Origin of the sequence: Sphingopyxis alaskensis RB2256, assembly GCF_000013985.1 — a bacterium.
Classification (GTDB): Bacteria; Pseudomonadota; Alphaproteobacteria; order Sphingomonadales; family Sphingomonadaceae; genus Sphingopyxis; species Sphingopyxis alaskensis.
In genome coordinates this window covers 2,666,581-2,692,344 of sequence record NC_008048.1, presented here as the reverse complement: position 1 = coordinate 2,692,344, position 25,764 = coordinate 2,666,581, and the positions used below count along the sequence as shown (strand labels likewise).

The window sequence follows — 25,764 nt, the reverse complement described above, 5'->3', positions numbered from 1 at the left end:
ATGGATCGGGCGAACATTGCCTGTTCCAAACTTTTCGGAGTTCTTCGGGAGGCGCTTTCCTGGTTCCTCCCGAAGCCTCCAGCGACTGTCTACTGCTTCTGGATGGCCGTCACCTCGCCGCTGCCGTCTTTCAGCGCGAGATCGAAGGCGACCTTGTCGCCTACCTTGACGCTGTCGAGCAGCTCGGGCCTGGCCTTGAAGGCCATCGTCATGGCCGGCCACTTGGCCTCCGGAATAGGTCCGTGGTCGAGGGTGACGGTGCCTGCGGCCTTGTCGATCGCCGTCACCGTACCATTGCCCTTCGCCATCTTTGCACCGCTATCGGCGGGCATCGCCATATTGCCCATGTCGCCGGACATGTTGCCTGCCATTTCGCCTTTGTCGGGCGCAGCTTCGGTGGCTGAATTCGCCGCTGTTGTCTCGTCGGATTCTGTCTTCTGGCCGCAGGCGGCGAGCAGGGCCGTGACGCCGAGCATGGTCGTGAGCATGAGAGGTTTCATTGTCGTCTCCTTCAGGGTTGATCGGGTTGCGGATTGGGTTTTGCTTTCCGCTGTCGCATGAGAAGATAGGCCGCCGGGATCACGAACATGGACAGAAGCGGCGCGGTGAGCATGCCGCCGACCATCGGCGCGGCGATGCGGCTCATCACCTCCGAACCGGCGCCGCCGCCGACAAGGGCCGGCAGAAGACCGGCGATGATCACCGCCACCGTCATCGCCTTGGGCCGCACCCGCAACAGCGCGCCCTCGCGCACTGCGGACTCGACCTGGGCCATATCCGGATCGGGTCCGCGATCCTCGAGCGTGCTCTTCAAATAGATCAGCATCACCACACCGAATTCCGCAGCGACGCCCGCCAGCGCGATGAACCCGACGCCCGTAGCAACCGATTGGTGATAGCCGAGCAGATAGAGCAGCCAGAACCCGCCCGTCAGCGCGAAGGGCAAGGTGGCCATGATCAGCAGCGCCTCATCGAACCGCCCGAAGATCAGGAACAAGAGCACGAAGATGATTACGAGCGTCGCGGGGATGACCAGCTTCAACCGATCGATGGCGCGTGTCAGATATTCGAACTGGCCCGAATAGGCGATCGAGACCCCGGGCGAGAGCTTCACCTGGCCGGCAATGGCGGTCTGGATGTCGCCGACCACCGAGGCAAGGTCGCGCCCGCGCACATCGACATAGACCCAGGTCGATAGCCTGCCGTTCTCCGTCTTGAGCATCGGTGGGCCGTCGCTGATACGCAGCAGCGCGACCGTACCCAGCGTGATCTGCTGCCCCGAGCGCGTGAGGATCGGCAACGCCTGCAAATTCTCGAGGCTGTCACGGATCTCGCGCGGGTAGCGGACATTGATCGGATAGCGGGCCAGCCCTTCAACCGTCTGGCCCACATTTTCACCGCCGATCGCGCCGGCGACGATTTCCTGCACGTCGGCGATGTTGAGTCCAAAGCGCGCGGCCGCCAAGCGGTCGATCTCGACATCGACATAGCGTCCGCCGGTCAGCCGCTCGGCCAGCGCCGAGCTGACGCCAGGGACAGCCTTCGCCGCTGTTTCAACATCATGGGCAATGCGATCGAGCTCGGCCAGATCAGACCCCGAGACCTTCACCCCGATCGGGCTCTTGATGCCGGTCGCCAGCATGTCGATCCGGTTGCGGATCGGCGGAATCCAGATGTTGGCAAGGCCGGGCACCTTCACTTTGGCGTCAAGCTCCTCCACCAGCTTTTCGGGTGTCATGCCGGGGCGCCATTGATCCCTGGGCTTGAAGTGGATCGTCGTCTCGAACATTTCGAGCGGGGCGGGATCGGTCGCGGTCTCGGCGCGGCCCGCCTTGCCGAACACGCTTTCGACCTCAGGTACCCTCTTGATCATCCGGTCGGTCTGCTGAAGCAGCTCGGAGGCCTTGGCTGCGGACAGGCCGGGCAGCGCCGAGGGCATGTAGAGCAGGTCGCCTTCGTCCATCGGCGGCAGGAACTCCCCACCAAGCCGCGCCACCGGCCAGGCGGTGGTCGCAAATACGAGCGCGGCGATGATCAGCGTCGCCTTGGGGCGCGCCAGCACCCAGTCGATGGCCGGCCGATAGGCGCGGGTCAGCCCCCGGTTGATCGGATTGGCCTGTTCGGAGGGGATCTTGCCCCGGATCAGCCAGCCCATCAGCACCGGCACCAGCGTCACCGACAGGATCGCCGCACCCGCCATCGCATAGGTCTTGGTGAAGGCTAGCGGCGCGAACAGCCGCCCCTCCTGCGCTTGGAGCGTGAACACCGGCACGAAGGACAGCGTGATGATCAGCAGCGAGAAGAACAGCGCCGGGCCGACCTCCATCGCGGCCTCGGTGATGGTTATCCATCGCTTCGTGCCGTGAAGCTCTTCGCCCGGATGATCGTGCTCCCAGCGCTCGATCTTCTTATGGGCATTTTCGATCATCACGATCGCGGCATCGACCATCGCACCGATGGCGATGGCAATGCCGCCCAGCGACATGATGTTCGCATTGATCCCCTGCAGCCGCATCACGACGAAGGCAGCGAGCACGCCCAGCGGCAGGGTGACGATCGCGACCAGCGCCGAGCGGACGTGCCAGAGGAACAGCGCGCAGACGAGCGCGACGACGATGAATTCCTCGATGAGCTTGTGCGTCAGATTCTCGACCGCATGGTCGATGAGCTGCGAACGGTCATAGGTGGTGACGACTTCGACGCCTTTGGGCAGGCCCTTCTTGAGTTCGGCGAGCTTTGCCTCGACCGCCATGATGGCGCTTCGGGCGTCGGCGCCCTGACGCAGCACGATGATGCCGCCCGCCACTTCGCCCTCGCCATTGAGGTCGGCAATGCCGCGCCGCATCTCAGGGCCGAGCTGGATTGTTGCGACATCGCCTAAGGTAACGGGGATGCCGCCCGACGCGGTGCGCAGCGGGATAGCGCGGAAATCGGCGAGCGATCTGAGATAGCCCGAGGCGCGAACCATATATTCGGCCTCGGCCAACTCGAGCACCGAGCCGCCCGCTTCCTGATTGGCGCGGCGGATCGCTTCGACCGCCTGGGCGTGGGTGACGCCGTAAGCGGCAAGCCTGACCGGATCGAGGACGACCTGATACTGCCTGACCATGCCGCCGACACTCGCAACCTCGGCGACACCCGGAATGGTCTTCAGCTCATAGCGAAGGAACCAGTCCTGCAGGCTTCGGAGCTGCGAAAGGTCGTGGCCTCCCGTCCGGTCGACCAGCGCATATTCATAGATCCAGCCGACGCCGGTGGCATCCGGCCCGATCGCGCTCCGCGCGGTCTCGGGGAGCCGTCCCTGCACCTGATTGAGATATTCGAGCACGCGCGAGCGCGCCCAATAGAGATCGGTTCCATCCTCGAAGATCACATAGACGAAACTGTCGCCGAAGAAGCTGTAACCTCGCACCGTCTTCGCGCCCGGCACCGAGAGCATGGTGGTGGTCAGCGGATAGGTGACCTGATCCTCGACGATCCGCGGCGCCTGGCCCGGATAGCTGGTCCGGATGATGACCTGCGTATCCGACAGGTCGGGCAGCGCGTCGATGGGTGTCGTTCGCACCGCCCAGAGCCCCGCGAACACCAAGGCCAGCGCGCCCAGCAATATGAAGAAGCGGTTCTGGACCGACCAATGGATGAGCCGCGCGATCATCGGCCGTTCTCGCGCGTGATCGAGCGGACGGTCGGGCCTTGCGCAGGCTGGTCGAAGGTGAAGTTCACCTTGTCGCCGGGTTTGAACCCGCGCACCGTTGCAGGATCGGCAAGCCGGAAGCGCATCGTCATTGCGGGCCAACTCGCCGACGGGACCGGCCCATGCCTCAGCGTCACGCTGCCGGGCTCGATCTTTTCGATTGTGCCGATAGCCCTGTGGCCCTGAGCCTTGGACGGCGCCTGCGGCGAACCACCCGCGATCGGCCGCGCCTGCATTGCCGAAAGACTGGCTTCGGAATCGATCAGGAACTGGCCCGAGGTGACGACCTTCTCACCCTCGGCAAGTCCGGCGAGCACTTCGGTTTGGCCGTCCGCTTCCATTCCCGTTCTGACTTCGGCCGGCTGATAGCGTCCCTTATCCAACGCCAGCATGACGAGCGTGCGCTTGCCCGTGCGGATCAGCGCCTCGGAGGGTACGAGCAGCGCGGGGCGCTGCTCGCCAGCGAAGCTGACGGTGGCGAACATGCCTGGCCGCAGCCGCCCGCCGCGATTGGGGATCTCGACGCGCGCGGTGATGGTCCGGCTTTCGGTTTCAGCCTGCGGCAGGATCGCCCGAATCCGGCCCGCAAAACTCTCGCCCGGATAGGCTGCCAGCGTCGCCGTCACCGGCATGTCCGGCCGCAATCGTCCCGCCATGGCTTCGGGGACCGCGGCATCGAGCCACACCGTGCCGAGCCCGTTTACTTCGGCGAGCGTTTGCCCCGCCATCACGCTCATACCCTGCCGCACGCCGAGCGACTTGATCGTCCCGCCAATCGGCGAGTTGATGGTAATGACATTGCGCTGCCTGCCACTGCGTTCGACGGCGGCAATGGTGGATTGCGGCATGCCGAGCAGCACCAGCCTTTGGCGCGCGGCGCTTGCCAGGGCCCTGTCGCCCGTGCGCAGCACCGCCAGGAACTCGGCCTGTGCGCCGCCCCAGTCCGGCACAAGCAGATCGACCAGCGGCGCGCCTGCTTCGATCACGTCATCGGGCGCCCGCCCATAGGTCCGCTGGACAAAGCCGCCGGCGCGCGGCTGGACAATCGCTATCTCGCGCTCGTTATAGCCGATGACGCCTGTGGCCGAGAGGCCGCCGCCCAGCGTGCCGCGGCGGACCTCGGCCGTGCGCACGCCCAGATTCTGGACGAGCGCCGGATCGATGCGCACCCCTGCCTCGCTTGTTGCCTCATCGGCATATTTGGGGACGAGCTCCATATCCATGAACGGCGACTTGCCGGGCTTGTCGAAATGCTGGTTGGGATACATGGGGTCATACCAGTAGAGCACCTTGCGGTCCCCTTCGGTCCTCTCGGCTGCCGGCCCGGTGCCGCTCAAGCTGGCCACGCCATAGCCAACGGCACCCCCGACCAGGGCAATCGCCGCTGCGGCCAGAAGGAGCCGCGCCCGCGCGGAAAGTGCGTGCTTCATCGATCGTCTCCGTAGGTCAACGTCAGGCGCGCTTCGTGCCGGGCTACAGCAGCCTCGCGGTCGAGTGCGTCGAGTTCTGTCCGGGCGAGGCTCGCCTCGGCTTCGATCACGTCGAGCAGCCCGGCGCGCCCGGCGGCATAGCTTGCCGTTTCGAGTTCGGCTTCCCGCCGGGCGAGCGGCAGCAGCGTCTCGCGCGAGCGCATCCATTGCTCGTGATGCATGGCATGCTCGGCAAGGCCCGCGTCGAGTTCCGCTTCCAGGGCCCGGAGCGCGTCTTCCTGTTCGGCGCGTGCCGCGGCGGCTTCCGCGGCGGCCGCCTCGATGCGGGGATTCTGCCGGCGGCCGGGGAAAAGCGGCAGCGTCATCGTGGCGCCCACCGACACCATGTTCCCGAATTGCGGATCACGGCGTTGAAAGGCGACGTTGAACCCCCAGTCTGGCCGCTTTTCCGCTCGAGCGGCATCTACGTCCGCCAGGGCCTGGTCGACAGTGGCGGCCGCCATGACAAGCTCCGGGTGACGGGCGAGCGCCGCTCTCAACGCTTCGCGCGACACTGCGAAATGCGGCGCCGGGCCGGTGGGTTGCGGGTCGGGGTCACCCGTCCACCGCGCCAATTCGGCGCGCGCCTTGGCCGCTTCGGCGACAAGCATGCTGCGGCGGTCCTCGAACAGCTCGGCAATCGATTGGCGGATGTTGAGGCTCTGCGCCGGCCGCCCCGTTCCCGCCGCCACCGCCGAGACCGCGACGCCGGGCAGACGCCGCAGGCGCTCCAATATCGCGTCCATCGCCTCCAGGCGCTTCTGCGCATAATAGGCATCGATCCACGCAAGCGCGGTGGCGACCCTGATCCGGCGAAGGTCCACATCGCTCCTTGCCCGGGCTACCGTAATGTCCGCCTCCGCCCGGTTCTGCTGGGCGTGCCGCTTGGCAAGGTTCGGCACCTCCTGCTCGATCCCCACACGCGCCATCGTCATGTTCTCTTGGCTGAGGCTGAAGGCGGGTGGCCCCGATACCGGGAAGTTGTCGAGGCCGATCCCGAGCCTGGGGTCGGGCAACTGCCCGGCCGCGATTGCGGCTGACTGCCGGGCGCGGACTTGCTCTCCGCGCGCTTCTAGCAACGGCGCGCTGTTCGCTGCGCGGAGAAGAGCCTCGTCGAAGCTGAGCGGCTCCGCCAGCGCAGCGGCCGGGAGTATCGCGAGCAGGGTCGCAAAGATGAATCGCATGAAAATGCTCCTGATCGGAAGTGACCAGGCCGATGCGCGAACCTCGGTCAGGCATGGTGGCGCCGGCGAAGCGCCATGGCTCCGCCGGCGCCACGCGCCTGGCTTTCATATTTATCGCTATCGGCCAGGGAAGCTTGCCTTACCCGGCCGACGGCTTCGCGCCCATATGATGCATGCCCTTCATGCAATCATCGGGGCTCATCTTCATCATGTCACAGTCGCAATCGGCCATCTGCGCCTTGTCGGCCACCCAGACCCGCTTTTGCGTCGGGCCGGTGGCACGTGGTCCGAATTGCGGAACCTGGCGCCATTCATAATGGCCGGCGCCACCTTGCTGATGGCCATCAGCGGCGAGAGCGGGGAGCGGCAGGGCAAGCGCCATGCCCAGCGCGGCGAAAAATACCTGAGTCTTCATCACGAATATCCTTTGGCTAAATCATCGAGATAGCCGTGCGGGCGACATGCGATGCACATGCACAGAGGCAAATGCGATCAACCGCCGTTACGGCCGGCAATAATCAGCCAAGGATAGTGGGTGGGTGTTGCTCAGGTGGATGGTTGTTGCCAATCAGGACCGTCGTCGCCGGCCAGAAGGCCAGTGCGGAAACAAGCTCGGGCGCTGAGACAGGCGCCGCCGGCTCCTTGAGCACGATGGGAACAACGCAGCCCATTGCAGCGATGCAGTCGAGCGTCAGTCCCTTGCAGGGTTTCTGCGCGGGCTCGGGCTGCTGTTTCTCCATCATTTCCATGCAGTCGGCGCTCATTTGGGAAACCGCCGCGGGCGCCGCCGTCATGTGCGTTCCCGCCGCAAAAGCAGCTTGCTGACTGAAGAGGCCCAGCACAGCTCCCAACAGGAGAAGGAGTTGAAGCACACGATTCACAGCCTCGAACCTAATCGATCCTTTGCAGCATCGCAACAATTTCACTGGCCGCCATAACGAGCGAAGATCTTCTGCCCGCTGGAGCCGAATGCAACAACATTGAAGGATTGCGCGCGCTGCCCGGGAACTTCCATGCCGGGCGCACCGATGGGCATCCCCGCGACCGCAAGTCCCTTCACGCCCCGCGAGCGCTGCGCTAGCGCGCGCTTCATGTCGGAAATCGGCACATGTCCCTCGAAGACCATGCCATCGACGATCGCGGTATGGCATGAGACCAGATGTGGCGGCACACCTTGGGCCTCGCGGAACGCTGTGCGCCTCTGATCATCGACGATAGTGACACGTCGTCCAAACTGCTGGCGGACCTGTGCGGCCCACTGTTCGCAGCAGCCGCAGCCGGGATCACGATGTACGACGATCTCCGCAGCACTCGCGAGTGACGGCATTCCCAGCGCGAGAAAAGTGGCAAGCAGCGATGCGGATCTCATTTCGTCACTCCCATGCCTAACAGACCCAAGTTGCCTGTTACGCCTCGCCTGCAAGGGCTCAGTTCAAGATACGCAGGATTGGAGTCAGTCCCTTAAAAAATCGTCGCGATCCTGACCTTAGTAGCATGGCCGGGAACGCTCGCCTCCATTGTCGGTTTGAAAGGCCTTGACCCTAACATGATGTCAGACCCTAGATCGGCTTGCGTCGATAAGGAGAAGGGCTGTGACCGATTCGAAAGAAACGACGCACGATGGACATGCCGGCTGTGCCGCGCACGATCACGCGGAAGGCACTGCGGTCGTAAAGGATCCGGTTTGCGGAATGTCGGTCGATCCCGCTCGCACGCCGCACCACGCCGTGCACGCCGGTCACACCTATCATTTCTGCAGCGCGGGATGCCGGAGCAAGTTTGTTGCCGATCCCGAGCGCACGCTGTCCGACGTCCGGGTCGCGCCCGAGGACGTACCTCATGGAGCGATCTGGACCTGCCCGATGCATCCCGAGATCCGGCAGGATCATCCCGGCGCATGCCCGATCTGCGGCATGGCGCTCGAACCGGAGACCGTGACCGCCGACGCCGGCCCCAGTCCGGAGCTCGTGGACATGTCGCGCCGTTTCTGGATCGGGCTCGCGCTCAGCCTGCCCATTCTTGTTCTCGAAATGGGCGGACATCTGTTTCCCGCGCTCCATCAACTTGTGTCCGCCAGGCCATCGACCTGGATCCAGCTCCTTCTGGGCACGCCGGTGGTGCTCTGGGCGGGCTGGCCGTTTTTCGAACGCGGATGGGCATCCGTCCGGACGCGCAAGCTCAACATGTTCACTCTGATCGCGATGGGCACGGGTGTCGCCTGGGCCTACAGCGTCGTCGCCACGGCGGCACCGGCCGTTTTTCCGTCGGCATTCCGCGCTTCCGACGGGACGGTGGCGGTCTATTTCGAAGCGGCAGCGGTCATTACGGTACTGGTGTTGCTCGGACAGGTACTGGAACTGCGCGCGCGTGAACGAACTTCGGGCGCAATCAGGGCGCTGCTCAACCTTGCGCCGAAGACGGCGCGACGCATCCGCAGCGACGGCAGCGATGAGGAGGTGTCGCTTGACCTGATCGCCGTCGACGATCGCCTTCGTGTCCGACCGGGCGAGAAGGTGCCGGTCGATGCGATCGTCGAGGAAGGTCGTTCGGCACTCGATGAGTCCATGGTGACGGGCGAATCGATGCCGGTTACCAAGTCGATCGGCGATCATGTTATCGGCGGCACGCTCAATCAGAGCGGTGCGCTCGTCGTCCGCGCCGAGAAGGTCGGCCGCGACACAATGCTCGCACGTATCGTCCAGATGGTCGCCGAAGCACAGCGTTCGCGCGCGCCGATCCAGCGACTGGCCGACCAGGTGTCGGGCTGGTTTGTGCCGGGGGTGCTACTCGTCGCAATCATTGCCTTTGTCGCGTGGGGTATTTGGGGGCCGGAACCGCGCTTTGCCTATGGACTGATCGCCGCGGTGGCTGTGCTCATCATTGCCTGCCCCTGTGCGCTTGGCCTCGCCACGCCGATGTCGATCATGGTGGGTGTGGGCCGCGGCGCGGGTCTTGGCGTACTTATCAAGAATGCCGAAGCACTTGAGCGGATAGAGAAGGTCGATACGCTTGTGGTCGATAAGACGGGCACGCTCACCCAGGGCAAGCCGTCAGTAACCAATATCGTAGCCGCAGAAGGGTTCGACGAGAATGAGATCCTGCGGCTCGCCGCTGGCGTTGAGCGTGCTTCCGAACATCCGCTGGCGCTTGCGGTCGTCGCGGCTGCGCAGGAACGGGACATTGCGGTGCCAGAAGTCTCGGACTTCGATTCGCCCACCGGGAAGGGCGCCGTTGGCACGGTCGAAGGCAAGCGGATTGCACTTGGCAATGCGCGCTTCCTTGAGGAAAGCGGCGTCGGCACCGATGCTCTGAGCGACCAGGCCGACTCTCTGCGTCGCGATGGCGCGACAGCGATCTTCATCGCGGTAGACGGAGCGAGCGCGGGCATCCTGGCGATCGCTGATCCCATCAAGGAGACGACACCCGAAGCCCTCGCCACCTTGCGCGCGGAAGGCATCGCAGTCGTCATGCTAACGGGCGACAATCGAACGACCGCCGAGGCTGTGGCGCGCAGGCTCGGCATCGATGAAGTGGAGGCCGAGGTGTTGCCGGATCAGAAGAGCGCCGTGGTCGAACGATTGAAGCGCACGGGACGCGTCGTCGCGATGGCTGGCGATGGCGTGAATGACGCGCCGGCCCTCGCCGCGGCGGATGTTGGCATCGCCATGGGTTCGGGCACGGATGTCGCCATCGAGAGCGCGGGCGTCACTCTGCTGAAGGGCGATTTGAACGGGATTGCTCGGGCACGGCGGCTGAGCGAGGCGACCATGTCCAACATCCGGCAGAATCTGTTCTTCGCCTTCATCTACAATGCCGCCGGGGTGCCGATTGCGGCTGGCCTGCTCTATCCCCTCTTCGGCATCCTGCTGTCGCCGATCCTTGCGGCGGCCGCCATGGCGTTGTCATCGGTGAGCGTGGTCATGAATGCGCTGAGACTCAATCGGGTAACGCTATGAATATCGGAGCAGCATCGGAAACGAGCGGGGTCTCGCAGCGGATGATCCGCCACTATGAGAAGATCGGCCTAATCCCTTCGCCACCGCGACGCGAGAGCGGCTATCGGGATTATTCCGATGCAGATGTGCATCGCCTGCGATTCATCGCCAATGCCCGCGACCTGGGTTTCCCGATCGAGGAGATCCGAAGCCTCCTCGATCTCTGGGCCGACCGCAACCGCGCGAGTTCCGAAGTCAAGATACTTGCGGAAGCACGAGCCACCGAACTTGGGAAGAAGGCAGCGGCATTGCAGGCCATGCAGAGCACATTGCTGTCCCTGGCCAAGCATTGCCACGGCGATGATCGGCCCGACTGCCCAATCATCGACCGGCTTCAGGAATGATCTCCGAGCGGCCGCCCATGTGATCCATGGCCATTCGGAGGACGATGCACAACGCGCGTGCGCGAAGCTTCGCAAGACATGCAGACGAGCGGACAGTCACGATCAATCGCGCGATCTGGATCGTCACCGCGGAACGGCTCGAAGATCAGATCGCTTGAGCGCCAGCCATGCTCCGGCGGAAGGGCGGCGGCCATCGAGATATCTGGCGTTTGGGGCGCTTGTTGCGCTGTTCAATGCGCCATTGATCGGCGCATCTTCCAGATGTCGCTATGCTCGATGCTGGCCGCCGCCGCGCTCAACATGGGCGGGAAGGAAGCAGTCTCTCGGCAGGAGCATATAGCAATCATCCTTTGAGGTGTTGCGGATTCTTCATTTCCAGATTAGTTGAAATATCGAATTGATTCGAGCGCCGGAGGATGTCCAATGATACGGTCGATCGCCTCAATTGCGTTTCTGATTTTTGCCACGCCTGCTCTCGCTCAGTGGGAACCCCCCGACGAAGTGCTACAAGTTCGCATGAAAGGCGATGGCGCATGGACCGTGCGCTGCGACTATCAGGATCGCAGAGGAAAAAATGCTGTCCGTGAGGCCAATGGCCCTAAAGACGGTCGGCTGCACCTCAACCGGGCCACCGGAGGCACTTGCACATATCGGGCAGCCCCCGACAAGCCGCTCACAATCCGGCTCAAGAGTCCGCTATACCACTGCACACTGCCGCAGCCGGCCGAAGGATGCGAGCAGTCGTTTCCGGCGGGGTCATCGGGACAGTTCGAGGTCCGCGGCCGTGGCTGACGAAATGGTGCCTACCACGCGCTTGGCTACCGTTCCGTACATCCCGGTGGGCATTCTCACGCTTCGACATTTCCGCTACAGCCGAACCATGGAACTGAAGAACGCCGCCGCCGCCCTGTCCGCCCTCGGTCACACGGGTCGTCTTTCGATATTCCGCCTGCTCGTTCAGGCTGGCCGCGAGGGCGTCGCCGCCGGCGAGATCGCGCGCCGGCTCGCTGTGCCGCCGAACACGCTCTCATCCAACCTCAACATCCTTTCGAATGTCGGCCTGATCGACAGCCGCCGCGAAGGGCGGTCGATCATCTACACCGCCCGCTATGAGAACATGACCGCGCTGCTCGAATATCTGATGGAGGATTGCTGCAACGGCGCGCCGGAAATCTGCGCGCCGCTCGCGGATGTGGCACTCAAGAGCCGCTGTGGAAAGGAAGGACGCGCATGACCGAGGAACGCCTCTTGAACGTGCTGTTCCTCTGCACGGGCAATTCGGCGCGCTCGATTATTGCCGAGGCGATCCTGAACCGCGAAGGCCGTGGGCGTTTCCGCGCGTTCAGCGCCGGCAGCCAGCCCAAGGGCGAGGTTCATCCCTTCACCCTGCATCTGCTCGAAAGGCTCAACCACGACACGAGCCAGTTCCGCTCAAAGAGCTGGAACGAGTTTGCCGGGCCGGATGCGCCGCCGCTCGATTTCGTGTTCACCGTCTGCGACAATGCCGCGAACGAGACCTGCCCGGTGTGGCCGGGACAGCCCATTACCGCCAACTGGGGCGTACCCGATCCGGCCGTGATCGAGGATGACGAAGCCGTTCAGCACGCGGCGTTCTTCGATACCTACCGGATGCTGTTCAACCGCATCTCGTTGTTCACCAACCTGCCGTTCGAAGGGCTCGACCGGATGAGCCTGCAGACCCGGCTCAAGGCGATCGGCAAGGACCAGGCGCGCGCCAGCATCGACACCAATACGGAGCCTTCCGCGTGACTTCTGACATCATCATCTATCACAATCCCGAGTGCGGCACCTCGCGCAACACGCTGGCAATGATCCGCAACGCCGGCATCGAGCCGCATGTCGTCGAGTATCTGAAGACGCCGCCCTCGCGCGCCTTGCTGGAGCAATTGATCGAGCGTGCCGGGCTTACGCCGCGCGCCCTGCTGCGCGAGAAAGGCACGCCTTATGCCGAACTCGGCCTCGGCGACGAAAGACTGACCGACGATGCGCTGATCGACGCGATGATGGCGCACCCGGTCCTGATAAACCGCCCGCTGGTCGTGAGCCCCCTGGGCGTGCGACTGTGCCGTCCATCCGAAGTGGTGCTCGACATCCTGCCGACGCCGCAGCAAGGTGCCTTCACCAAGGAGGACGGCGAACAGGTCATCGACGAAGCGGGCAACCGGGTGTCGGCATGAGCGACGGAATCGCTGCGGCTGCCCCTGCCGAAACGCAGAACCGACCCGGTATCGGCTTCTTCGAGCGTTATCTGACGCTTTGGGTCGCACTGTGCATCGTCGCCGGCATTGCGCTGGGATCATGGCTGCCGGCGCTGTTCGCGACGATCGCTTCGGCCGAGATCGCCCGCGTCAATCTCGTCGTCGCGGTGCTGATCTGGCTGATGATCGTGCCGATGCTCTTGAAGATCGATTTCGGCGCACTCGGCTCGGTCAGGCAGCACTGGAAGGGCGTCGGCGTCACGCTGTTCATCAACTGGGCGGTCAAGCCCTTCTCGATGGCGCTGCTCGGCACGCTGTTTATCGGTTGGTTGTTCGCGCCGCTGCTGCCGCAGGGCGAGATTTCCTCCTACATCGCCGGGTTGATCCTGCTCGCGGCCGCGCCCTGCACGGCGATGGTGTTCGTCTGGTCGAACCTTTGCGAGGGCGAGCCCAACTACACGCTCAGCCAGGTTGCCTTGAACGACCTCATTATGGTGTTCGCCTTTGCGCCGATCGTCGGCCTCTTGCTCGGGGTCGCTTCGATCACCGTACCGTGGGAAACGCTGCTGCTCTCCGTCGCGCTCTATATCGTAGTGCCGGTGATGGTCGCGCAGGTCATCCGGCGGGCGGTTCTCGCCCGCGGCGGTGCGGACGCGCTGCAGACACTGCTCGACCGTCTCGGTCCGGTCTCGCTGCTGGCGCTGCTCACCACGCTGGTGCTGCTGTTCGGCTTTCAGGGCGAGCAGATCCTTGCCCGGCCACTCGTCATCGCTCTGCTCGCGGTGCCGATCCTGGTCCAGGTCTATTTCAATGCAGGGCTTGCCTACTGGCTGAGCAAACGATTCGGCGTCGCATGGTGCGTGGCCGCGCCGGCTGCGCTGATCGGCGCCTCGAACTTTTTCGAGTTGGCTGTCGCCGCCGCCATCAGCCTGTTTGGCCTCAACTCGGGGGCGGCGCTCGCGACTGTGGTCGGCGTGCTGGTGGAGGTGCCGGTGATGCTCTCGGTCGTGGCGATCGTGAAGCGCACCCGGAGTTGGTACGAGAACCGCCCAGCGAGCCTCGCCTAATTCCTGTAGATTTTCGAAAGTTCGACGATGTCGTTGCATACGCTTCCCCACCCTGACCATCTGCCCCATCTCGATCCGCGTTTCGCCCACGAGCACCCGGCCTTCGGGCTCGGAGCGATCACGCCGCCGCCGCGCATCCTGCTGCTCTACGGCAGCTTGCGCGAGCGTTCCTATTCGCGCCTCGCGGTTGAGGAGGCGGCACGGCTGCTGCGCTTCTTCGGCGCCGAGACGCGTATCTTCGATCCCAAGGATCTACCGCTGCCCGATCAGGTCGCGGGAGACGATCACCCGGCGGTCCACGAACTGCGCGAGCACGCGATGTGGTCCGAAGGCATGGTCTGGTGCAGCCCGGAGCGGCACGGCCAGATCACCGGCATCATGAAGACGCAGATCGATCATCTCCCTCTTGAAATGAAGGGACTTCGCCCGACCCAGGGCCGGACGCTGGCGGTGATGCAGGTGTCGGGTGGATCGCAGTCATTCAACGCGGTCAACACGCTGCGCTTGCTCGGCCGCTGGATGCGGATGTTCACCATTCCCAACCAGTCGAGCGTGGCCAAGGCGTTCCAGGAGTTCGACGAGGCGGGGCGCATGAAGCCGTCGAGCTATTATGACCGGATCGTGGATGTGATGGAGGAGCTGGTCCGGTTCACCGTACTGCTGCGGCCGCACGCCGAGCAACTCGTCGACCGCTATTCCGAGCGCAAGTCTGCGGGCATCGTCATCGACCCGGCCAAGGATTTGTCGAGCATCGCTGTTTGCCAGCGCTGAGACTGCCGTTGTCCCGGTCGCAACCGGAATGACGCTTTCAGCCGCTGGCGGTGCGATAGCAACGAAGATCTCTCACCCGGAAGGCAACCATGCTCGATCTAGATGTTTGGTCCCGGCATTTGATGGTGCATCATCCGCGCAAGCCTGGAAGGATGCACTATGGGCCAGATTTTACACGGGAGCGCCCGCACGACAGAGGCGGTCCGTCGAGCGATACAACATAGTCAAGAGAGCCTGAGGGTTCTGGCCAAGCGCTACGGCATCAACCAGAAGACCGTCGCCAAGTGGAAGCAGCGCACGGCGGTGAAGGACTTGCCCACCGGTCCCACCGATGTGCATTCGACAGTGCTGAGCATCGAGGAGGAAGCGATCATCGTTGCCTTTCGCAAGCACACGCTGCTGCCGCTGGATGACTGTCTTTATGCCCTGCAGGCGACGATCCCGTCGCTGACCCGATCATCGTTGCATCGCTGCCTGCAACGCCACGGGATCAGCCGGCTGCCCGAGATCACGGGAGACAAGGAACCAAAGCGGAAGTTCAAGACCTATCCGATCGGCTACTTCCATATCGACATCGCCGAGGTGCAGACGGCCGAGGGCAAGCTGCGGCTGTTCGTGGCGATCGACCGGACCAGCAAGTTCGCCTTCGTCGAGCTGCACCGGGAAGCCGGCAAGATGATCGCCGCCCAGTTCCTGCGCAATCTGATCGCTGCCGTACCTTACGCCATCCACACCGTGCTGACCGACAACGGCATCCAGTTCACCAATCAGACGCGCCACAGATACGCCTTCCATCACATCTTCGACCGGGTCTGCGACGAGCACGACATTGAGCACCGGTTGACCAGGTGAAGCATCCCTGGACCAATGGTCAGGTCGAACGAATGAACCGGACCATCAAGGAAGCCACCGTCAAGCGCTACCATTACGATAGCCATGCCCAGCTGACCGCCCACCTCCACGACTTCATCAACGCCTACAACTACGCCCGGCGCCTGAAGACCCTGCGCGGCCTCACCCCATACGAATACATCTGCAAATGCTGGACAAACGAACCGGAACGTTTCAGCCTAAATCCGCACCATCAAATGCCGGGACCAAACATCTAGACGCTTCGCGCTCGGCCCAACGATGTTCGGCGACGACATTAGCTGAGTGCCCGCTTGCGGGCCTGAGGGTGGAAAATTCTCACGAAGTGGAGCTTCCGCTTACGAGTGGCTGCGGCAGCCTTTCCGCCTCAGAGCTTGAGCATCATTCCTGCCGTGCTCGCCGGCGCCAGCCAGATCCCACACAAAAGCCCACTGCACCGGTTCTGCACAAGAATAATCAGCCCCCGCTGCCTAATCAGGGTGCGAGCGCGTTGATGACGACCCGCAGGCGGTCGGCTTCCGCGCCGCCCTTCATCAGCGTTTCGGCCACTCTGCGGAGTAGCTCCTCATCCTCGTCGGGAGCCGGGGCATCGACTTCCAAGTCACTCATGCCGGCAAGCGCTGCGGCGATCCGTTCTGCTACGCGATCGGCGGCGCGCCGGGCCGGGCTGTGCTGGACGTGCGCATAGATGGCCGTTGATCGCGGATTGGTATGTCCCAGGATCGCCCCAGTGAATGCCATCGCTTCGCCGGACGAAATCGCCGTCGAACCCATCGTATGCCGTAAGGTATGCGGCGTCACGCCGGGTAGCCGAGCCTTCTCGACGACCTTCTTCCACGGCGTCTTGTAGCCTCGGAAATAGCTATCACCTTCCCCAGCGGGAAAAACGAACTCGGAATCCCCAGTCTGCTCGATTGTCTTGATCACGGCGATCGCAGCGGCACCGATCGGCCGCACCGCTTTGCCTGTCTTGCTATCTCCGAAACGCAGGCAGCCATGCTCGAAATCGACCTCCTGCCATTTGAGGCTCGCAATCTCCTCGCGGCGGCATCCTGTCAGCATCCACAAGCGCATGATGTCGAGCGCCTTGCGGTTGGTTCCGTCCTTCTCCAGCTCGCGCAGGCCTTCGCCGAAGCGCTTGACCTCCTCGAGCGTGAGGAAGCGTTCCTTGTGGTTGTCGGTTTTCTTGACCGCCGCAGTCTCGCAAGGGTTGCGGGTGACGATCTCGCTGCGCCGCGCGAAACTGAATACGGCGGACAGGTCTCGAAATACCTTGCGCGCGGCGCCTTCGCCGCCTCGCACGACAATGCGCTTGCGCGGGCCGATCTTGTCGTCCCGCGCCGTCTTTCCAGTCTCTACGTCACGGAAGAAGCGCTCGATGTCGCCTGTGTTGACTTCGGTTACACGGCGATTGCCGAGTAGTGGGACGACATGATGGCGCAGCCGTGCAAGCGTATATTGCTTGGTCCGCGGCTTCATGGGCACGCCCTGCCGTTTCCCGCGCTGGATATAGCAGCCCTGCTTCTCATAGAGATCGATCAGTTCGCTGATCCGCATCTCGCCGCGCTTGTCGTTTCGCGCCTTGGCCGGATCCTCGCCAACGGTTGCCTTGGCCAGGAGCTGCTTGGCCTGTCGCCGGGCCATCTCGACAGTGAGGGGACCAAAGCGTCCGACCGTGACGTGCCGCTTCGGCGCCCCGCGTCCACCGCCCTCAGCGCGGTATCGGAGCACGAACGTTTTTGTCCCGCTCACGCCCACCCGGAGACCGAAACCGGGAATCTCGCTATCCCAGATGTCGTAGCGCTTCCCTTTTGAAACGGCCGCGTCGATGACTCGTTTGGTCAGAAGAATGGTGCCCTGAACCATCACTTTCTCCTTGTTAGGCACCCCATTCTGGGCGACCACCGGGCGACCACGCCATTCGGAAATCGGCGTGTTTTTCTAGACAAGGATAGCGTAAGAAATTCCAGAAATCAAGATATATATCAGTATATTAGTAGTAGAATGGCGTAGCCTGGAGAAAACCCGAAAATGGCTTTCACAACTTTGCCAAGGTTGGGGTCGAGGGTTCGAATCCCTTCGCCCGCTCCAGTTTTCCTACATTTTCCAGTGACTTAGACCTCCAGGCGCACTGCGACGTTTGGTGACAAAGCGGCCTTTGATGGGTTTTGTCCCCATAATGTCACCACTTGGGATCGTGGCATCGGAATGAATCTGCAAGGTCGACCATAAGCCGTCTACGAATGGGAAGCGGCTGCGGCTATCGCAGGCCCTGTCTTGGAGACCTGTCCATCGAACCTCGATGCAGTTCGCAGAAACATCCAATTTCGGTTCCAGTTGTCATTGCTAATTGTTCCGTTGATCGGGGATGAAATCGCGCACTTCGCAATTGTTGAAGTGTGTGACCGGGTTCCGCTACGGATGTCCAGGCGAAAGCTAAAGGTAGTGGTGCGCGCCCCGACGTGCGTTTCCTTGGCTCGGTCACTTTTTTGGGAGATTGATGGGTATCCGATTATTATTGGATTATAAAATGGATGCCACTCTGCCCGAGGCATAACTTCCTGAATGCGACTCATTCTGGTCGCGAATTGGGAAGGAAGAAGCAATGAAAGACTTCAACGAACTGATCGACCTCGGCGCCATCAGCGTCGAAACCCGCGGTATCGAGCCGCTCGGACCGGTCGACGAGGATCAGGGCGAACATTATCTGTTCGCCGGCGGCATCACGGCCGACGACTGAAAGCGGTGGCGTGCCGCTCGCATGCGGCACGCCATTCGCATTGCCCCGCGCAATTATCGAAATGTCCGCCATGCTGCGATCGGGCCTGCACTACTGTCAGTTTGACAGTGGCTTCGTCTTGTTCGATCTCTCCGCCGACCGCTATTTTCTTCTCACCGATCAATCAGCGGAACAGTTTGGCCGAGTGCTGAGCGGTGGCGGGACGTCTGCGGATGAACATCATCTGCGTGACCTCGGCCTTCTCGCCGACGATGAAACCGGTAAACCTGCGCCTGCAATCCTTCCACCGCTGGCTGCGCGCAGTCTCGTTGATGAGCCGACCGCCAAGGCTTCTATGGCGACGACAATATTCTGTATCTGGGAGCAGCGACGAGCCCGCCGCGATCTTCAAAACAAGTCTCTTTCCGATATTGTAACCGGCCTGGGACGCAGGTCGGATCGACTGGCGCCATCCAGTGCGGACGATTGCCGCGAAATCGCCGCCGCGTTCGTTCGCGCCAAGCGCTATATGTCATCAGATGACCAATGCCTCGTGCGCGGCATTGCCATGGCACGGATGCTTGGGTGCCGCGGCGTGGCAGCCTCGCTTGTGTTTGGCGTCACCATGCCCTTCGCCGCCCATAGTTGGGTTCAGGTCGGCGATACCGTCCTGACCGACTCCTTGGACATGGTTCTCCACTATCGACCGATCTTCGCCGTCTGATGAAAGGCGGGTTTCGAATTGAGGTCGAGATGTCGACCAACCGTCAGGCTCCGGAGCAGCAGGGACCGCCGACTTTCGAAATATCTGGCGTGAGGATATGGACCGCCGAACCGGCAATCGCAGTGCCTCCTCGGACCGTCATCATCGGTCATCTTTTTACGAGAGGCCCACCCAGCCGCCGGGTCGAGGCTTTTGAAGTCGGCGAGGGCGATGGTCTTGCGGCCAATGATGCGCAACGGCTGCTGAGGCAATATTGGGGCGGTTACGTCATGGTCCATGCCGACCCAGGGGGTGCGGTACGGATATTTCGCGATCCATCGGGACTTCTTCCTTGCTATGTCCGCCGCGATCGCGGCCGCGTGACGCTTGCAGGATCGATTACTGACCTCGCTAACCCCGCCCCTGGTTCGGCAAATCTCGATGAGATCGCTCGCATCCTGGCGGGTGGCGATCTTCGGGGGCGACGGACATGTGTATCGGACGTCGAAGAACTGATCGCCAGCGAATGCCTGGTCATCGACAAGGGTGAATTACGGACCGAGCAATATTGGTCGCCTTGGGATCATGTCGCCAGTTCCGGCCTTGGCGCCGACGATATGGCTGACGCATTGAGGCGCACGATAGCGGACTGCGTCGGAGCGTGGGCTACCTGCTTCCCCTCGATCATGGTCGGCGTGTCGGGCGGGCTCGACTCCTCGATTGTTGCGGCCTCGGCAGCGAATATGGCCAAGAGGCTGACCTGTCTGAATCTGGTGAGCCCCGATTTCGATGGAGATGAGCGCAGGTACGCCCGGGCGCTTGCAGAGTCGATCGGCACGCTGCTGATCGAGGAGCATCGCGAGCTGCAAGACATTGACGTCACCGTCTCGGCAGCGCCACATCATCCTTGGCCCGTTGCTCCGCTCTACAAGCAGACCAATGAGGCGATCCATCGGCGCTTGCTCGGCCAACTACCCGTCGATGCCTTCTTTTCCGGCAATGGCGGCGACGGCATCCTTTGTGGTGTACGAAGCGCTGTGCCCTTTATTGATCGGCTTCTGGCCGAAGGTCCGCGGCCATCCCTCGCGTCCACCCTTTACGATCTCACCCTGTTGACCGGAGCCGATACCAAGACAGTCTTGAAGCACGGCTGGGACCGCTATCGACGAAATCGAGGGCGGCATAGTCCTCTCATCAATCTTGCGGGCCTGGGAAAGGAAGTCGGACGAAAGATCAGGGCGGAGGGCGCCTCCCACCCCTGGCTCGATGCGCCTGACGACATTCTTCCGGGGAAGACTGTACACGCCGCATTTCTGATGCGAGCGCAGAAGGGCATCGAGCTTTATCCGCGCGCGACGATGCCTCCCCACATTGCCCCGCTGATGTCGCAGCCGATCATCGAAGCCTGTCTTGCGATCCCGACTTGGGATTGGATCGCCGGAGGACAGAATCGCGCTGTGGCGAGAAAAGCATTCGAGGGATGTTTACCGGAGTTGATCACCGCGCGAACACAAAAGGGCGGACCTGGCGACTTTCACCTGTCGATCTATCGCGCCCACCGATCTGCGCTCCACGATCGCCTACGCGGCGGGATCCTTGCGGAGTCGGGGATCTTGGATCTTGCTCTTCTTGACACACCCGAAGACCCAAGCTGGCGCGGCACGGATCGCATCGACAGGATCCTCACATTCGTCGCCGCAGAGAATTGGGCCCGATATTGGGAGGGAAATTGATCATGAGAACAAGAATGTGATGCGCGTTCAATTCGAACCGCAATTTGGAGGAAGAGCAATGGAAGACAGAGACGCCAAGTTGGAGCTTTTGGACCTTGGTGCGATTAGTGCGCAGACGCGCGGTTTGGAACCGGTCGGCCCCGTCGAGGAAGACACCGGCTCGCGCTACATACCCTTCGCAGGAATCGGCGAATACGATTGAGCACGGATCAAGGCGCGGCGGCGCAGCGATCTGGCAAGTTCTTCTTCAAGCGATCCCATTTCACCACATGATCTGGGAAAGGCGCATCGGCGTCCCGCTTGTCGAGCAGCCAATAGTCGAACCACGCAATGTTTTCGCGCATCGCGCGCAATCGGTTGGTTGTCAGGTAGAAGACATGCGTCTCGTCGGACGCCGCTGTTGCTCCCGGATAGTAGCTGATCTGGGTTGCCACGCCCGCCGCACGCAAAGCCTCGAACAGTTCGATCTGTGACGGCGATGCCGAAGCCACTTGCTGCAACACCGCGGCACAGACTTTGTCGGCATTCAGCGACGGCGCAAATCGGCGCCAGCGTTCGATATTGTCGCTGAGCGGGGCACCGCCATAGACCGCATCATAACTGGAGCGCCCCGTTGCATAGCCGGCGGGTTCCAGAAAGCCGCCATCGCCGCTCGAGGCCGCGCGAAACATTTTTGAGTTGGTCACGGTAACGTTGACCATTTGGGAGCCGCGACTGTAGCCGGCGATGCCGACGCGGGCCGGATCGATCAGCCCCTCGGCGGCAAGTTCCGTCACGGCATCCTCGAAGCTGTGCACGCCGGTCAGCCAGAGTTTTTGTTGAACCGTTTCAGGATCGGGGGGACCTTTACCGCGTAGCCAGGCGTGCATGGCGTCCATCAAATCCTTCGACTGGCCGGGTGAGGGGTCGTTGAGGAGAAGAACCACATAACCGCGTTCAGCAAGCAGCTGGACTGGATAGTTCCACTGGTTTGCGGGCTCGGCAAAGCGGTCGTCTGCATCGGTGCCGTGGGTCACGACCACCGCTGGGTGTCGGTCGGCGGCACGGTGGCCGCGCGGGAGCAAGACATAGCCGCTCGACCAATAGCCGTCGCGACTGACAAAGGTGCGTGCAATTGTCTGAAGAGGTTCGATCTCCTCATGTCTTGGTGAGATGGGACCAAGGTCTGTGATCTTATCTGTGCCGAGATCCACGCGAACGAGGCGCGGCGGCCGGGACATGCCTTCCTCGACGCAAATGGCAGACCGGAGCATGCCGTCGAAGCCGCATCGCGTAAGGCTCGCGTCCGCGCGGAGTTCACGCACCCCTGTTTTATCGATGAGCGCGAGACCATAGCGCGCGTCGCCGAGCCCCCTGGTCCCGATCACCACCCGTTTGCCATCGCGGCTACGTTTCCAGCCAGCCGAACGAGAATCGCCGATGTCGAATGCGACACGACCATAGCTGTGTGGTCGACCTTCTGCCGAGGTCTCGATCAACTCCCGATCGCTGCCCAGACCGCTTGTCGAAAGCTGCCCACCGCGCGGGCCGACGAGAATCGACATGCTGAGCAAGTCGCGTTGTTTCGCGAGCGTGCGCACCGTCCTGTTGACGCGGTTCCACGCCACGAATTCGAAGGCACCGCCCAAAGTGCCGTCGCTCGTCTCGATCCGAAACTGGACTTCATTGCCGCGCCACAGAACGCGCCCCCCACCACGGGTGGCGACGCGATCTGTCGATGGGCGCGCCATGATCCTCGTCGTGTCTCCCTCAGGATTCCGAAGAAAAAAGTCGACTTCGACGTCGATCGTTGACCGTCTCCGGCCAAGTAGGGCGGTCACTTCCTCATCGAACCGGACACGAGGTCCGTCGGACTTGGCCCTGAGCTGTGAATACCAAAGCCATTTGCCATCGGGTGACCAGTCATAGTCGAGGATACCGATATGCGAGGGGCGTATGCCGCCGCCGAGCGGGAAAGACATGTCGGCCTTTCCCACCGGCACGGGGTTGGGGTTCACGATCAGTGGCAGCAGCTTGCCCTCGGTGTCGATCCGGTAGAGTTGCTGGCCTTCGCCAAGGTCTACCAAAGCGCTCCAGTCTTGTGTCCCGGGGACGGATCGCAGCGACTTGATGGTATCGACCGTCAGCAATTCCTTCGTCCGACCAGTTTCGACGTCCACGATGCGAATATGCGATCTCGGCTTTCCGGCATCGAGGTCGGCAATCTCGGCAGCGTAAATCGCGAGGCGGCCATTGTCCGACAGCGCGATTTCATTCACTTCGGGAACTGTGAGGATATCCTCGAGCGTCCAGGGCCTGCCCTTGCTCTCCCCTGCCTGCGCGGCAGGGGAGAGCGCCGCGGCGGCAAGGAGCGCCACGGCCGGGAGGCCGGATCGGAGTGCGATTTTCATATCGGCGCTCCTCACCAGTCGCGGCTGATCGTGACGCCGAGGAAACGCCCGACAGCCGAATAGTTGGTAGTATCGAAAGGCGTGTCGCTAGCGGACGCGACTGCAGTCATATCCGGCTTGGCATTGAGGATATTGAGCGCATTGACCGATATTTCGGCAAGGCGCCCAAGCTTCACGCGTGCGGAGAGATCGAACATCGTGACGGGTGAGACACTCACCGGCACGGCGCGCCGCCGATCGGTTACGCCGCCCGTGAAATTGGCGAAGGCCGCCAGTGTGAAGCGCTCGTCACCGAAGGTCGCGCCGCCCCTGGCGCGAAAGTGCGGCGAATTGAATATCGTGCCGGCCAGATCGATGTTCGGAAGGCCGGGTAGCAGTCGCTGCCGGCTGTCGAGCCAGGTGGCATTGGCGGTGAGCGTCACCGTCTGCTTGCCAAGCGGAGCCCGGTAGCGGATCGCCAGATCGGCGCCTTCATAGCGCTGCGCGGCGATATTCCGGTCGCGGCCGTCGATGATCGCAATCACCGTGGCAGGACTATATGGGCCGCTCGTTCCGTTCCCGAGGGGATCGGCCGCGCCGGCGATCGCCTCGGCCTGCAACACGGCCGACGGGTTGAAGGTGATGAAATCGGCGTAGAGCGGATTGCTCAGCGTTCCGAGCGGCGAGCCGAAGGGCGGCGCAACCCTGTCGCGATAATCGATCCGGAACAGGCTGGTGACGATCTGAAGCCGGGGTGACGGCCGGAAGGTCGCGCTCAGGGTGATATTCTCGGATCGCTCGGGACCGACGTCCGGATTTCGGCCGCCGAGATAGATGTAGGTCGAACCCGCCGGGAACATCGTACCGTAGCCGGTCACAGGCAGCAGCACCGGCGTGTAGCCGCTGAACTGCTGGTTGAGCGTCGGCATCTTGAAGGACCGGCCCCACGACAGGCCGATGCTCAGTTCCGCAGCCGGCGCATAGACGAAGCCGAGCTTCGGAATCACGATGCTCCCGGCATCCGAATAATCCTCGAAGCGCAGCGCTGCGGTGATCGACGCGCGGTGCAGGAAGGCGAGGTCCTGTGCAGGGCTGGCCAGCGGCAGGAAGAGCTCGCCATAGGCATAGAGATTGTCGCGGCGTCCGGTGAAACCACGGCCGTTGACCTCTGCGACGAGCCGGTTGCGACGCCAGCCGCCGCCGGCGGCGAGCCGCACATCGCCGGCGGGTAGCGCGAAGATCGCGCCCTCCACACCGGCTTCGACGCTGACACTGCGATTGTTGAATATGCGAATGGGGCGCGTCGCCACACCGTTGGTGAAATTCTGCGTCTCGCCATAGGTATCATCGCTGCCGTAGAAAGCGGAGATACGCGCGTTCCAACTGCCGCCGATCTCGGCCTCGAGCGTTGGGGCGATCCCGAACGTTTCGAACTCATTGGTGACAATCGTACCGCGCGTCGTGATCGGACGGTCCACGATAAGACCGCGCACCGAAGTCATATCGCCGCGCTTGTAGATCGCGTCGGTCTTCAACTGTACGCCGGCAACCACCTGCTGATGAGCGCTCAGCAGAAAACTATGCCGCTTGAGCTCCGGGTAGAGTGTCGAGGCGGGGTTGCTGCTCGCTGCATAGCTGCGATTGCGCGCAAGGATCGCGCTATTCTCGAAATAGTCATAGGCCGCAAGGAAGCCGCCACCGGACCATTTTGCGCCCCCGAGCAGCCCATATTGCTGCTGAAAATTGCCCCCGTCGGTCGATCCGCCGAGCCGGGCACTCGTCGTGATTCCTTCATAATCCTTGCGCAGCAGGATATTGACCACGCCCGCCACCGCGTCGGCGCCGTAGATCGCCGACGCGCCGTCGGTGACGATCTCGATCCGTTCGACCGCCGCTGCCGGAATCGCACTCACGTCGATGGCGCTTTGCGTGCCGCTGTAGGCAAAGCGATTGCCATTGAGCAGCGTCAGCGTTGCACTCGGCCCTATCCCCCTGAGGTTGAAGGTCGAGGCCCCATTGACGTTTCCATTCTCGTTCGCGACGCCCTGACCCGACCCGATCCCGGGATTCTGCCCGCCGCCGAAATTCTGGGGCAGGTTTCGCGCCACCTCGCCGAGGTCGGCATGACCCGCGTTGCGAATATCCTCGGCACTGATGTCGATAACCGGCGCGGCGGCAGGAGCGCCCGCGATGCGCGACCCGGTGACGATGATGACTTCGGGCTCGCCCGCGGGGATGGCCGGAACGGCGGCGTCGCTCAGGATAATGACCGACCGGCTCTCGAAACGCGCCGTGAGGCCGCTGCCGGCGAGAAGCGCCTCGATGGCTTCGCGCGGCGTGAGCTGACCCCGCACGGCGGGCGCCCTCTTCCCTTCGATGTCCTGCGCGCTGACATAGAGCTCGATATCGGCGAGCGCGGCGGCACGGCGCAGAGCGTCGCCCAGATCCTGCGCCGGAATATCATAGGATTGGCGCGGCGCCTGCATGGCCTGCGCGCCTTCGGGCGAAAGCAAGGCTGCTGTGCCGACGAGCAGTGCGGCCAGCGAACGGGATTTCATCGACATTTTCACTCCCCCAATATTCTCGGCCGTGCATCAGGCAGACGGCCAGTGGGGGTGCGATGACGG

At 62.8% G+C, this 25,764-nt stretch carries 21 protein-coding genes and 1 pseudogene; 12 read left to right on the top strand and 10 right to left on the bottom strand.

The genetic code is table 11. From position 1 onward, the window contains the following. Window positions 1–89 precede the first annotated feature (89 nt). The 7 genes from SALA_RS12995 to SALA_RS12965 all read right to left on the bottom strand — a co-directional run bounded on the left by SALA_RS12995 (window position 90) and on the right by SALA_RS12965 (window position 7,716). Entirely contained in the window at window positions 90–500 is a 411-nt protein-coding gene (locus tag SALA_RS12995) for a copper-binding protein (protein ID WP_011542822.1), read from the bottom strand. An 11-nt stretch (window positions 501–511) separates the two neighbouring features. Then, window positions 512–3,655 carry an efflux RND transporter permease subunit gene (locus tag SALA_RS12990; RefSeq protein WP_011542821.1) on the bottom strand — a complete coding sequence of 1,048 codons (3,144 nt, stop codon included), beginning with the start codon at window positions 3,653–3,655 and terminating at the stop codon, window positions 512–514. Then, window positions 3,652–5,124: an efflux RND transporter periplasmic adaptor subunit gene (locus SALA_RS12985; protein WP_011542820.1), complete on the bottom strand. Its 1,473-nt coding sequence runs from the start codon at window positions 5,122–5,124 to the stop codon at window positions 3,652–3,654. Before SALA_RS12985 ends, SALA_RS12990 begins: the two co-directional genes overlap by 4 nt. Then, a complete protein-coding gene (locus tag SALA_RS12980) occupies window positions 5,121–6,347 on the bottom strand; it encodes a TolC family protein (RefSeq protein ID WP_011542819.1) in 1,227 nt (408 codons plus the stop codon). Before SALA_RS12980 ends, SALA_RS12985 begins: the two co-directional genes overlap by 4 nt. Window positions 6,348–6,486: 139 nt before the next feature. Further along, complete coding sequence (locus SALA_RS12975) at window positions 6,487–6,762, bottom strand: hypothetical protein (RefSeq protein ID WP_011542818.1); 276 nt, start codon at window positions 6,760–6,762, stop codon at window positions 6,487–6,489. 103 nt (window positions 6,763–6,865) lie between these two features. Next, entirely contained in the window at window positions 6,866–7,141 is a 276-nt protein-coding gene (locus SALA_RS12970; RefSeq protein WP_237700875.1) for a hypothetical protein, read from the bottom strand. Between the two features lie 128 nt (window positions 7,142–7,269). Further along, complete coding sequence (locus tag SALA_RS12965) at window positions 7,270–7,716, bottom strand: DUF411 domain-containing protein (RefSeq protein WP_041383356.1); 447 nt, start codon at window positions 7,714–7,716, stop codon at window positions 7,270–7,272. A 223-nt stretch (window positions 7,717–7,939) separates the two neighbouring features. On the opposite strand from SALA_RS12965, the gene SALA_RS12960 reads away from it, so the two are divergent. The 8 genes and pseudogenes from SALA_RS12960 (at window position 7,940) to SALA_RS16920 (ending at window position 15,852) form a co-directional block, all read left to right on the top strand. Beyond that, the gene (locus SALA_RS12960) at window positions 7,940–10,303 is read left to right on the top strand and encodes a heavy metal translocating P-type ATPase (protein ID WP_011542815.1); all 2,364 of its coding nucleotides are present in this window, start codon (window positions 7,940–7,942) and stop codon (window positions 10,301–10,303) included. Then, window positions 10,300–10,686 carry a Cu(I)-responsive transcriptional regulator gene (gene cueR, locus SALA_RS12955; protein WP_011542814.1) on the top strand — a complete coding sequence of 129 codons (387 nt, stop codon included), beginning with the start codon at window positions 10,300–10,302 and terminating at the stop codon, window positions 10,684–10,686. The genes SALA_RS12960 and cueR overlap by 4 nt, the downstream gene beginning before the upstream one ends. Before the next feature lie 784 nt (window positions 10,687–11,470). Next, on the top strand, window positions 11,471–11,920 hold the full coding sequence (locus tag SALA_RS12950; protein WP_322785225.1) for an ArsR/SmtB family transcription factor: 450 nt from the start codon (window positions 11,471–11,473) through the stop codon (window positions 11,918–11,920). After that, window positions 11,917–12,456, top strand: coding sequence for an arsenate reductase ArsC (locus tag SALA_RS12945; protein WP_011542811.1), 540 nt, complete (start codon window positions 11,917–11,919; stop codon window positions 12,454–12,456). Before SALA_RS12950 ends, SALA_RS12945 begins: the two co-directional genes overlap by 4 nt. Further along, window positions 12,453–12,884, top strand: a complete 432-nt coding sequence (gene arsC / locus SALA_RS12940; protein WP_011542810.1) for an arsenate reductase (glutaredoxin) — start codon at window positions 12,453–12,455, stop codon at window positions 12,882–12,884. Before SALA_RS12945 ends, arsC begins: the two co-directional genes overlap by 4 nt. Further along, on the top strand, window positions 12,881–13,972 hold the full coding sequence (arsB, locus tag SALA_RS12935) for an ACR3 family arsenite efflux transporter (RefSeq protein WP_011542809.1): 1,092 nt from the start codon (window positions 12,881–12,883) through the stop codon (window positions 13,970–13,972). Before arsC ends, arsB begins: the two co-directional genes overlap by 4 nt. Window positions 13,973–13,999: 27 nt before the next feature. Continuing rightward, window positions 14,000–14,743, top strand: coding sequence for an arsenical resistance protein ArsH (gene arsH / locus SALA_RS12930; RefSeq protein ID WP_011542808.1), 744 nt, complete (start codon window positions 14,000–14,002; stop codon window positions 14,741–14,743). Window positions 14,744–14,902: 159 nt separating this feature from the next. Beyond that, window positions 14,903–15,852 (top strand): annotated as a pseudogene (locus SALA_RS16920) (IS481 family transposase). A 235-nt stretch (window positions 15,853–16,087) separates the two neighbouring features. Here SALA_RS16920 and SALA_RS12915 read toward each other — a convergent pair. Beyond that, window positions 16,088–17,479, bottom strand: coding sequence for a tyrosine-type recombinase/integrase (locus SALA_RS12915; RefSeq protein ID WP_011542807.1), 1,392 nt, complete (start codon window positions 17,477–17,479; stop codon window positions 16,088–16,090). 739 nt (window positions 17,480–18,218) lie between these two features. Here SALA_RS12915 and SALA_RS17175 point away from each other — a divergent pair. The 4 genes from SALA_RS17175 to SALA_RS17170 are packed head-to-tail and all read left to right on the top strand — an operon-like array spanning window position 18,219 to window position 20,970. Next, complete coding sequence (locus SALA_RS17175; RefSeq protein WP_137865550.1) at window positions 18,219–18,353, top strand: benenodin family lasso peptide; 135 nt, start codon at window positions 18,219–18,221, stop codon at window positions 18,351–18,353. Window positions 18,354–18,363: 10 nt separating this feature from the next. Then, window positions 18,364–19,056 carry a lasso peptide biosynthesis B2 protein gene (locus SALA_RS16495; RefSeq protein ID WP_153802700.1) on the top strand — a complete coding sequence of 231 codons (693 nt, stop codon included), beginning with the start codon at window positions 18,364–18,366 and terminating at the stop codon, window positions 19,054–19,056. 29 nt (window positions 19,057–19,085) lie between these two features. Beyond that, window positions 19,086–20,768 carry an asparagine synthetase B family protein gene (locus SALA_RS12905; RefSeq protein WP_192807421.1) on the top strand — a complete coding sequence of 561 codons (1,683 nt, stop codon included), beginning with the start codon at window positions 19,086–19,088 and terminating at the stop codon, window positions 20,766–20,768. Window positions 20,769–20,826: 58 nt separating this feature from the next. Continuing rightward, the gene (locus tag SALA_RS17170) at window positions 20,827–20,970 is read left to right on the top strand and encodes a hypothetical protein (protein WP_153802699.1); all 144 of its coding nucleotides are present in this window, start codon (window positions 20,827–20,829) and stop codon (window positions 20,968–20,970) included. Between the two features lie 7 nt (window positions 20,971–20,977). Here the strand turns inward: SALA_RS17170 and SALA_RS12900 are convergent, their stop codons facing one another. After that, window positions 20,978–23,158, bottom strand: coding sequence for a prolyl oligopeptidase family serine peptidase (locus SALA_RS12900; protein ID WP_011542804.1), 2,181 nt, complete (start codon window positions 23,156–23,158; stop codon window positions 20,978–20,980). A gap of 11 nt (window positions 23,159–23,169) precedes the next feature. Beyond that, window positions 23,170–25,701, bottom strand: a complete 2,532-nt coding sequence (locus tag SALA_RS12895; protein WP_011542803.1) for a TonB-dependent receptor — start codon at window positions 25,699–25,701, stop codon at window positions 23,170–23,172. Window positions 25,702–25,764: the final 63 nt, after the last annotated feature.

What these genes read in the sequence shown, in the direction of transcription:
- SALA_RS12945 (WP_011542811.1), top strand. Translation starts at nt 11,917, where the DNA reads ATGACCGAGGAACGCCTCTTGAACGTGCTGTTCCTCTGCACGGGCAAT.
- arsB (WP_011542809.1), top strand. Translation starts at nt 12,881, where the DNA reads ATGAGCGACGGAATCGCTGCGGCTGCCCCTGCCGAAACGCAGAACCGA.
- SALA_RS17175 (WP_137865550.1), top strand. Translation starts at nt 18,219, where the DNA reads ATGAAAGACTTCAACGAACTGATCGACCTCGGCGCCATCAGCGTCGAA.
- SALA_RS12970 (WP_237700875.1), bottom strand. Translation starts at nt 7,141, where the DNA reads ATGACGGCGGCGCCCGCGGCGGTTTCCCAAATGAGCGCCGACTGCATG.
- SALA_RS12900 (WP_011542804.1), bottom strand. Translation starts at nt 23,158, where the DNA reads ATGAAAATCGCACTCCGATCCGGCCTCCCGGCCGTGGCGCTCCTTGCC.
- SALA_RS12975 (WP_011542818.1), bottom strand. Translation starts at nt 6,762, where the DNA reads ATGAAGACTCAGGTATTTTTCGCCGCGCTGGGCATGGCGCTTGCCCTG.
- SALA_RS12965 (WP_041383356.1), bottom strand. Translation starts at nt 7,716, where the DNA reads ATGAGATCCGCATCGCTGCTTGCCACTTTTCTCGCGCTGGGAATGCCG.
- SALA_RS12905 (WP_192807421.1), top strand. Translation starts at nt 19,086, where the DNA reads ATGTCGACCAACCGTCAGGCTCCGGAGCAGCAGGGACCGCCGACTTTC.
- SALA_RS12915 (WP_011542807.1), bottom strand. Translation starts at nt 17,479, where the DNA reads ATGGTTCAGGGCACCATTCTTCTGACCAAACGAGTCATCGACGCGGCC.
- SALA_RS17170 (WP_153802699.1), top strand. Translation starts at nt 20,827, where the DNA reads ATGGAAGACAGAGACGCCAAGTTGGAGCTTTTGGACCTTGGTGCGATT.
- SALA_RS12980 (WP_011542819.1), bottom strand. Translation starts at nt 6,347, where the DNA reads ATGCGATTCATCTTTGCGACCCTGCTCGCGATACTCCCGGCCGCTGCG.
- SALA_RS12895 (WP_011542803.1), bottom strand. Translation starts at nt 25,701, where the DNA reads ATGTCGATGAAATCCCGTTCGCTGGCCGCACTGCTCGTCGGCACAGCA.
- cueR (WP_011542814.1), top strand. Translation starts at nt 10,300, where the DNA reads ATGAATATCGGAGCAGCATCGGAAACGAGCGGGGTCTCGCAGCGGATG.
- SALA_RS12995 (WP_011542822.1), bottom strand. Translation starts at nt 500, where the DNA reads ATGAAACCTCTCATGCTCACGACCATGCTCGGCGTCACGGCCCTGCTC.
- arsH (WP_011542808.1), top strand. Translation starts at nt 14,000, where the DNA reads ATGTCGTTGCATACGCTTCCCCACCCTGACCATCTGCCCCATCTCGAT.
- SALA_RS12985 (WP_011542820.1), bottom strand. Translation starts at nt 5,124, where the DNA reads ATGAAGCACGCACTTTCCGCGCGGGCGCGGCTCCTTCTGGCCGCAGCG.
- SALA_RS12990 (WP_011542821.1), bottom strand. Translation starts at nt 3,655, where the DNA reads ATGATCGCGCGGCTCATCCATTGGTCGGTCCAGAACCGCTTCTTCATA.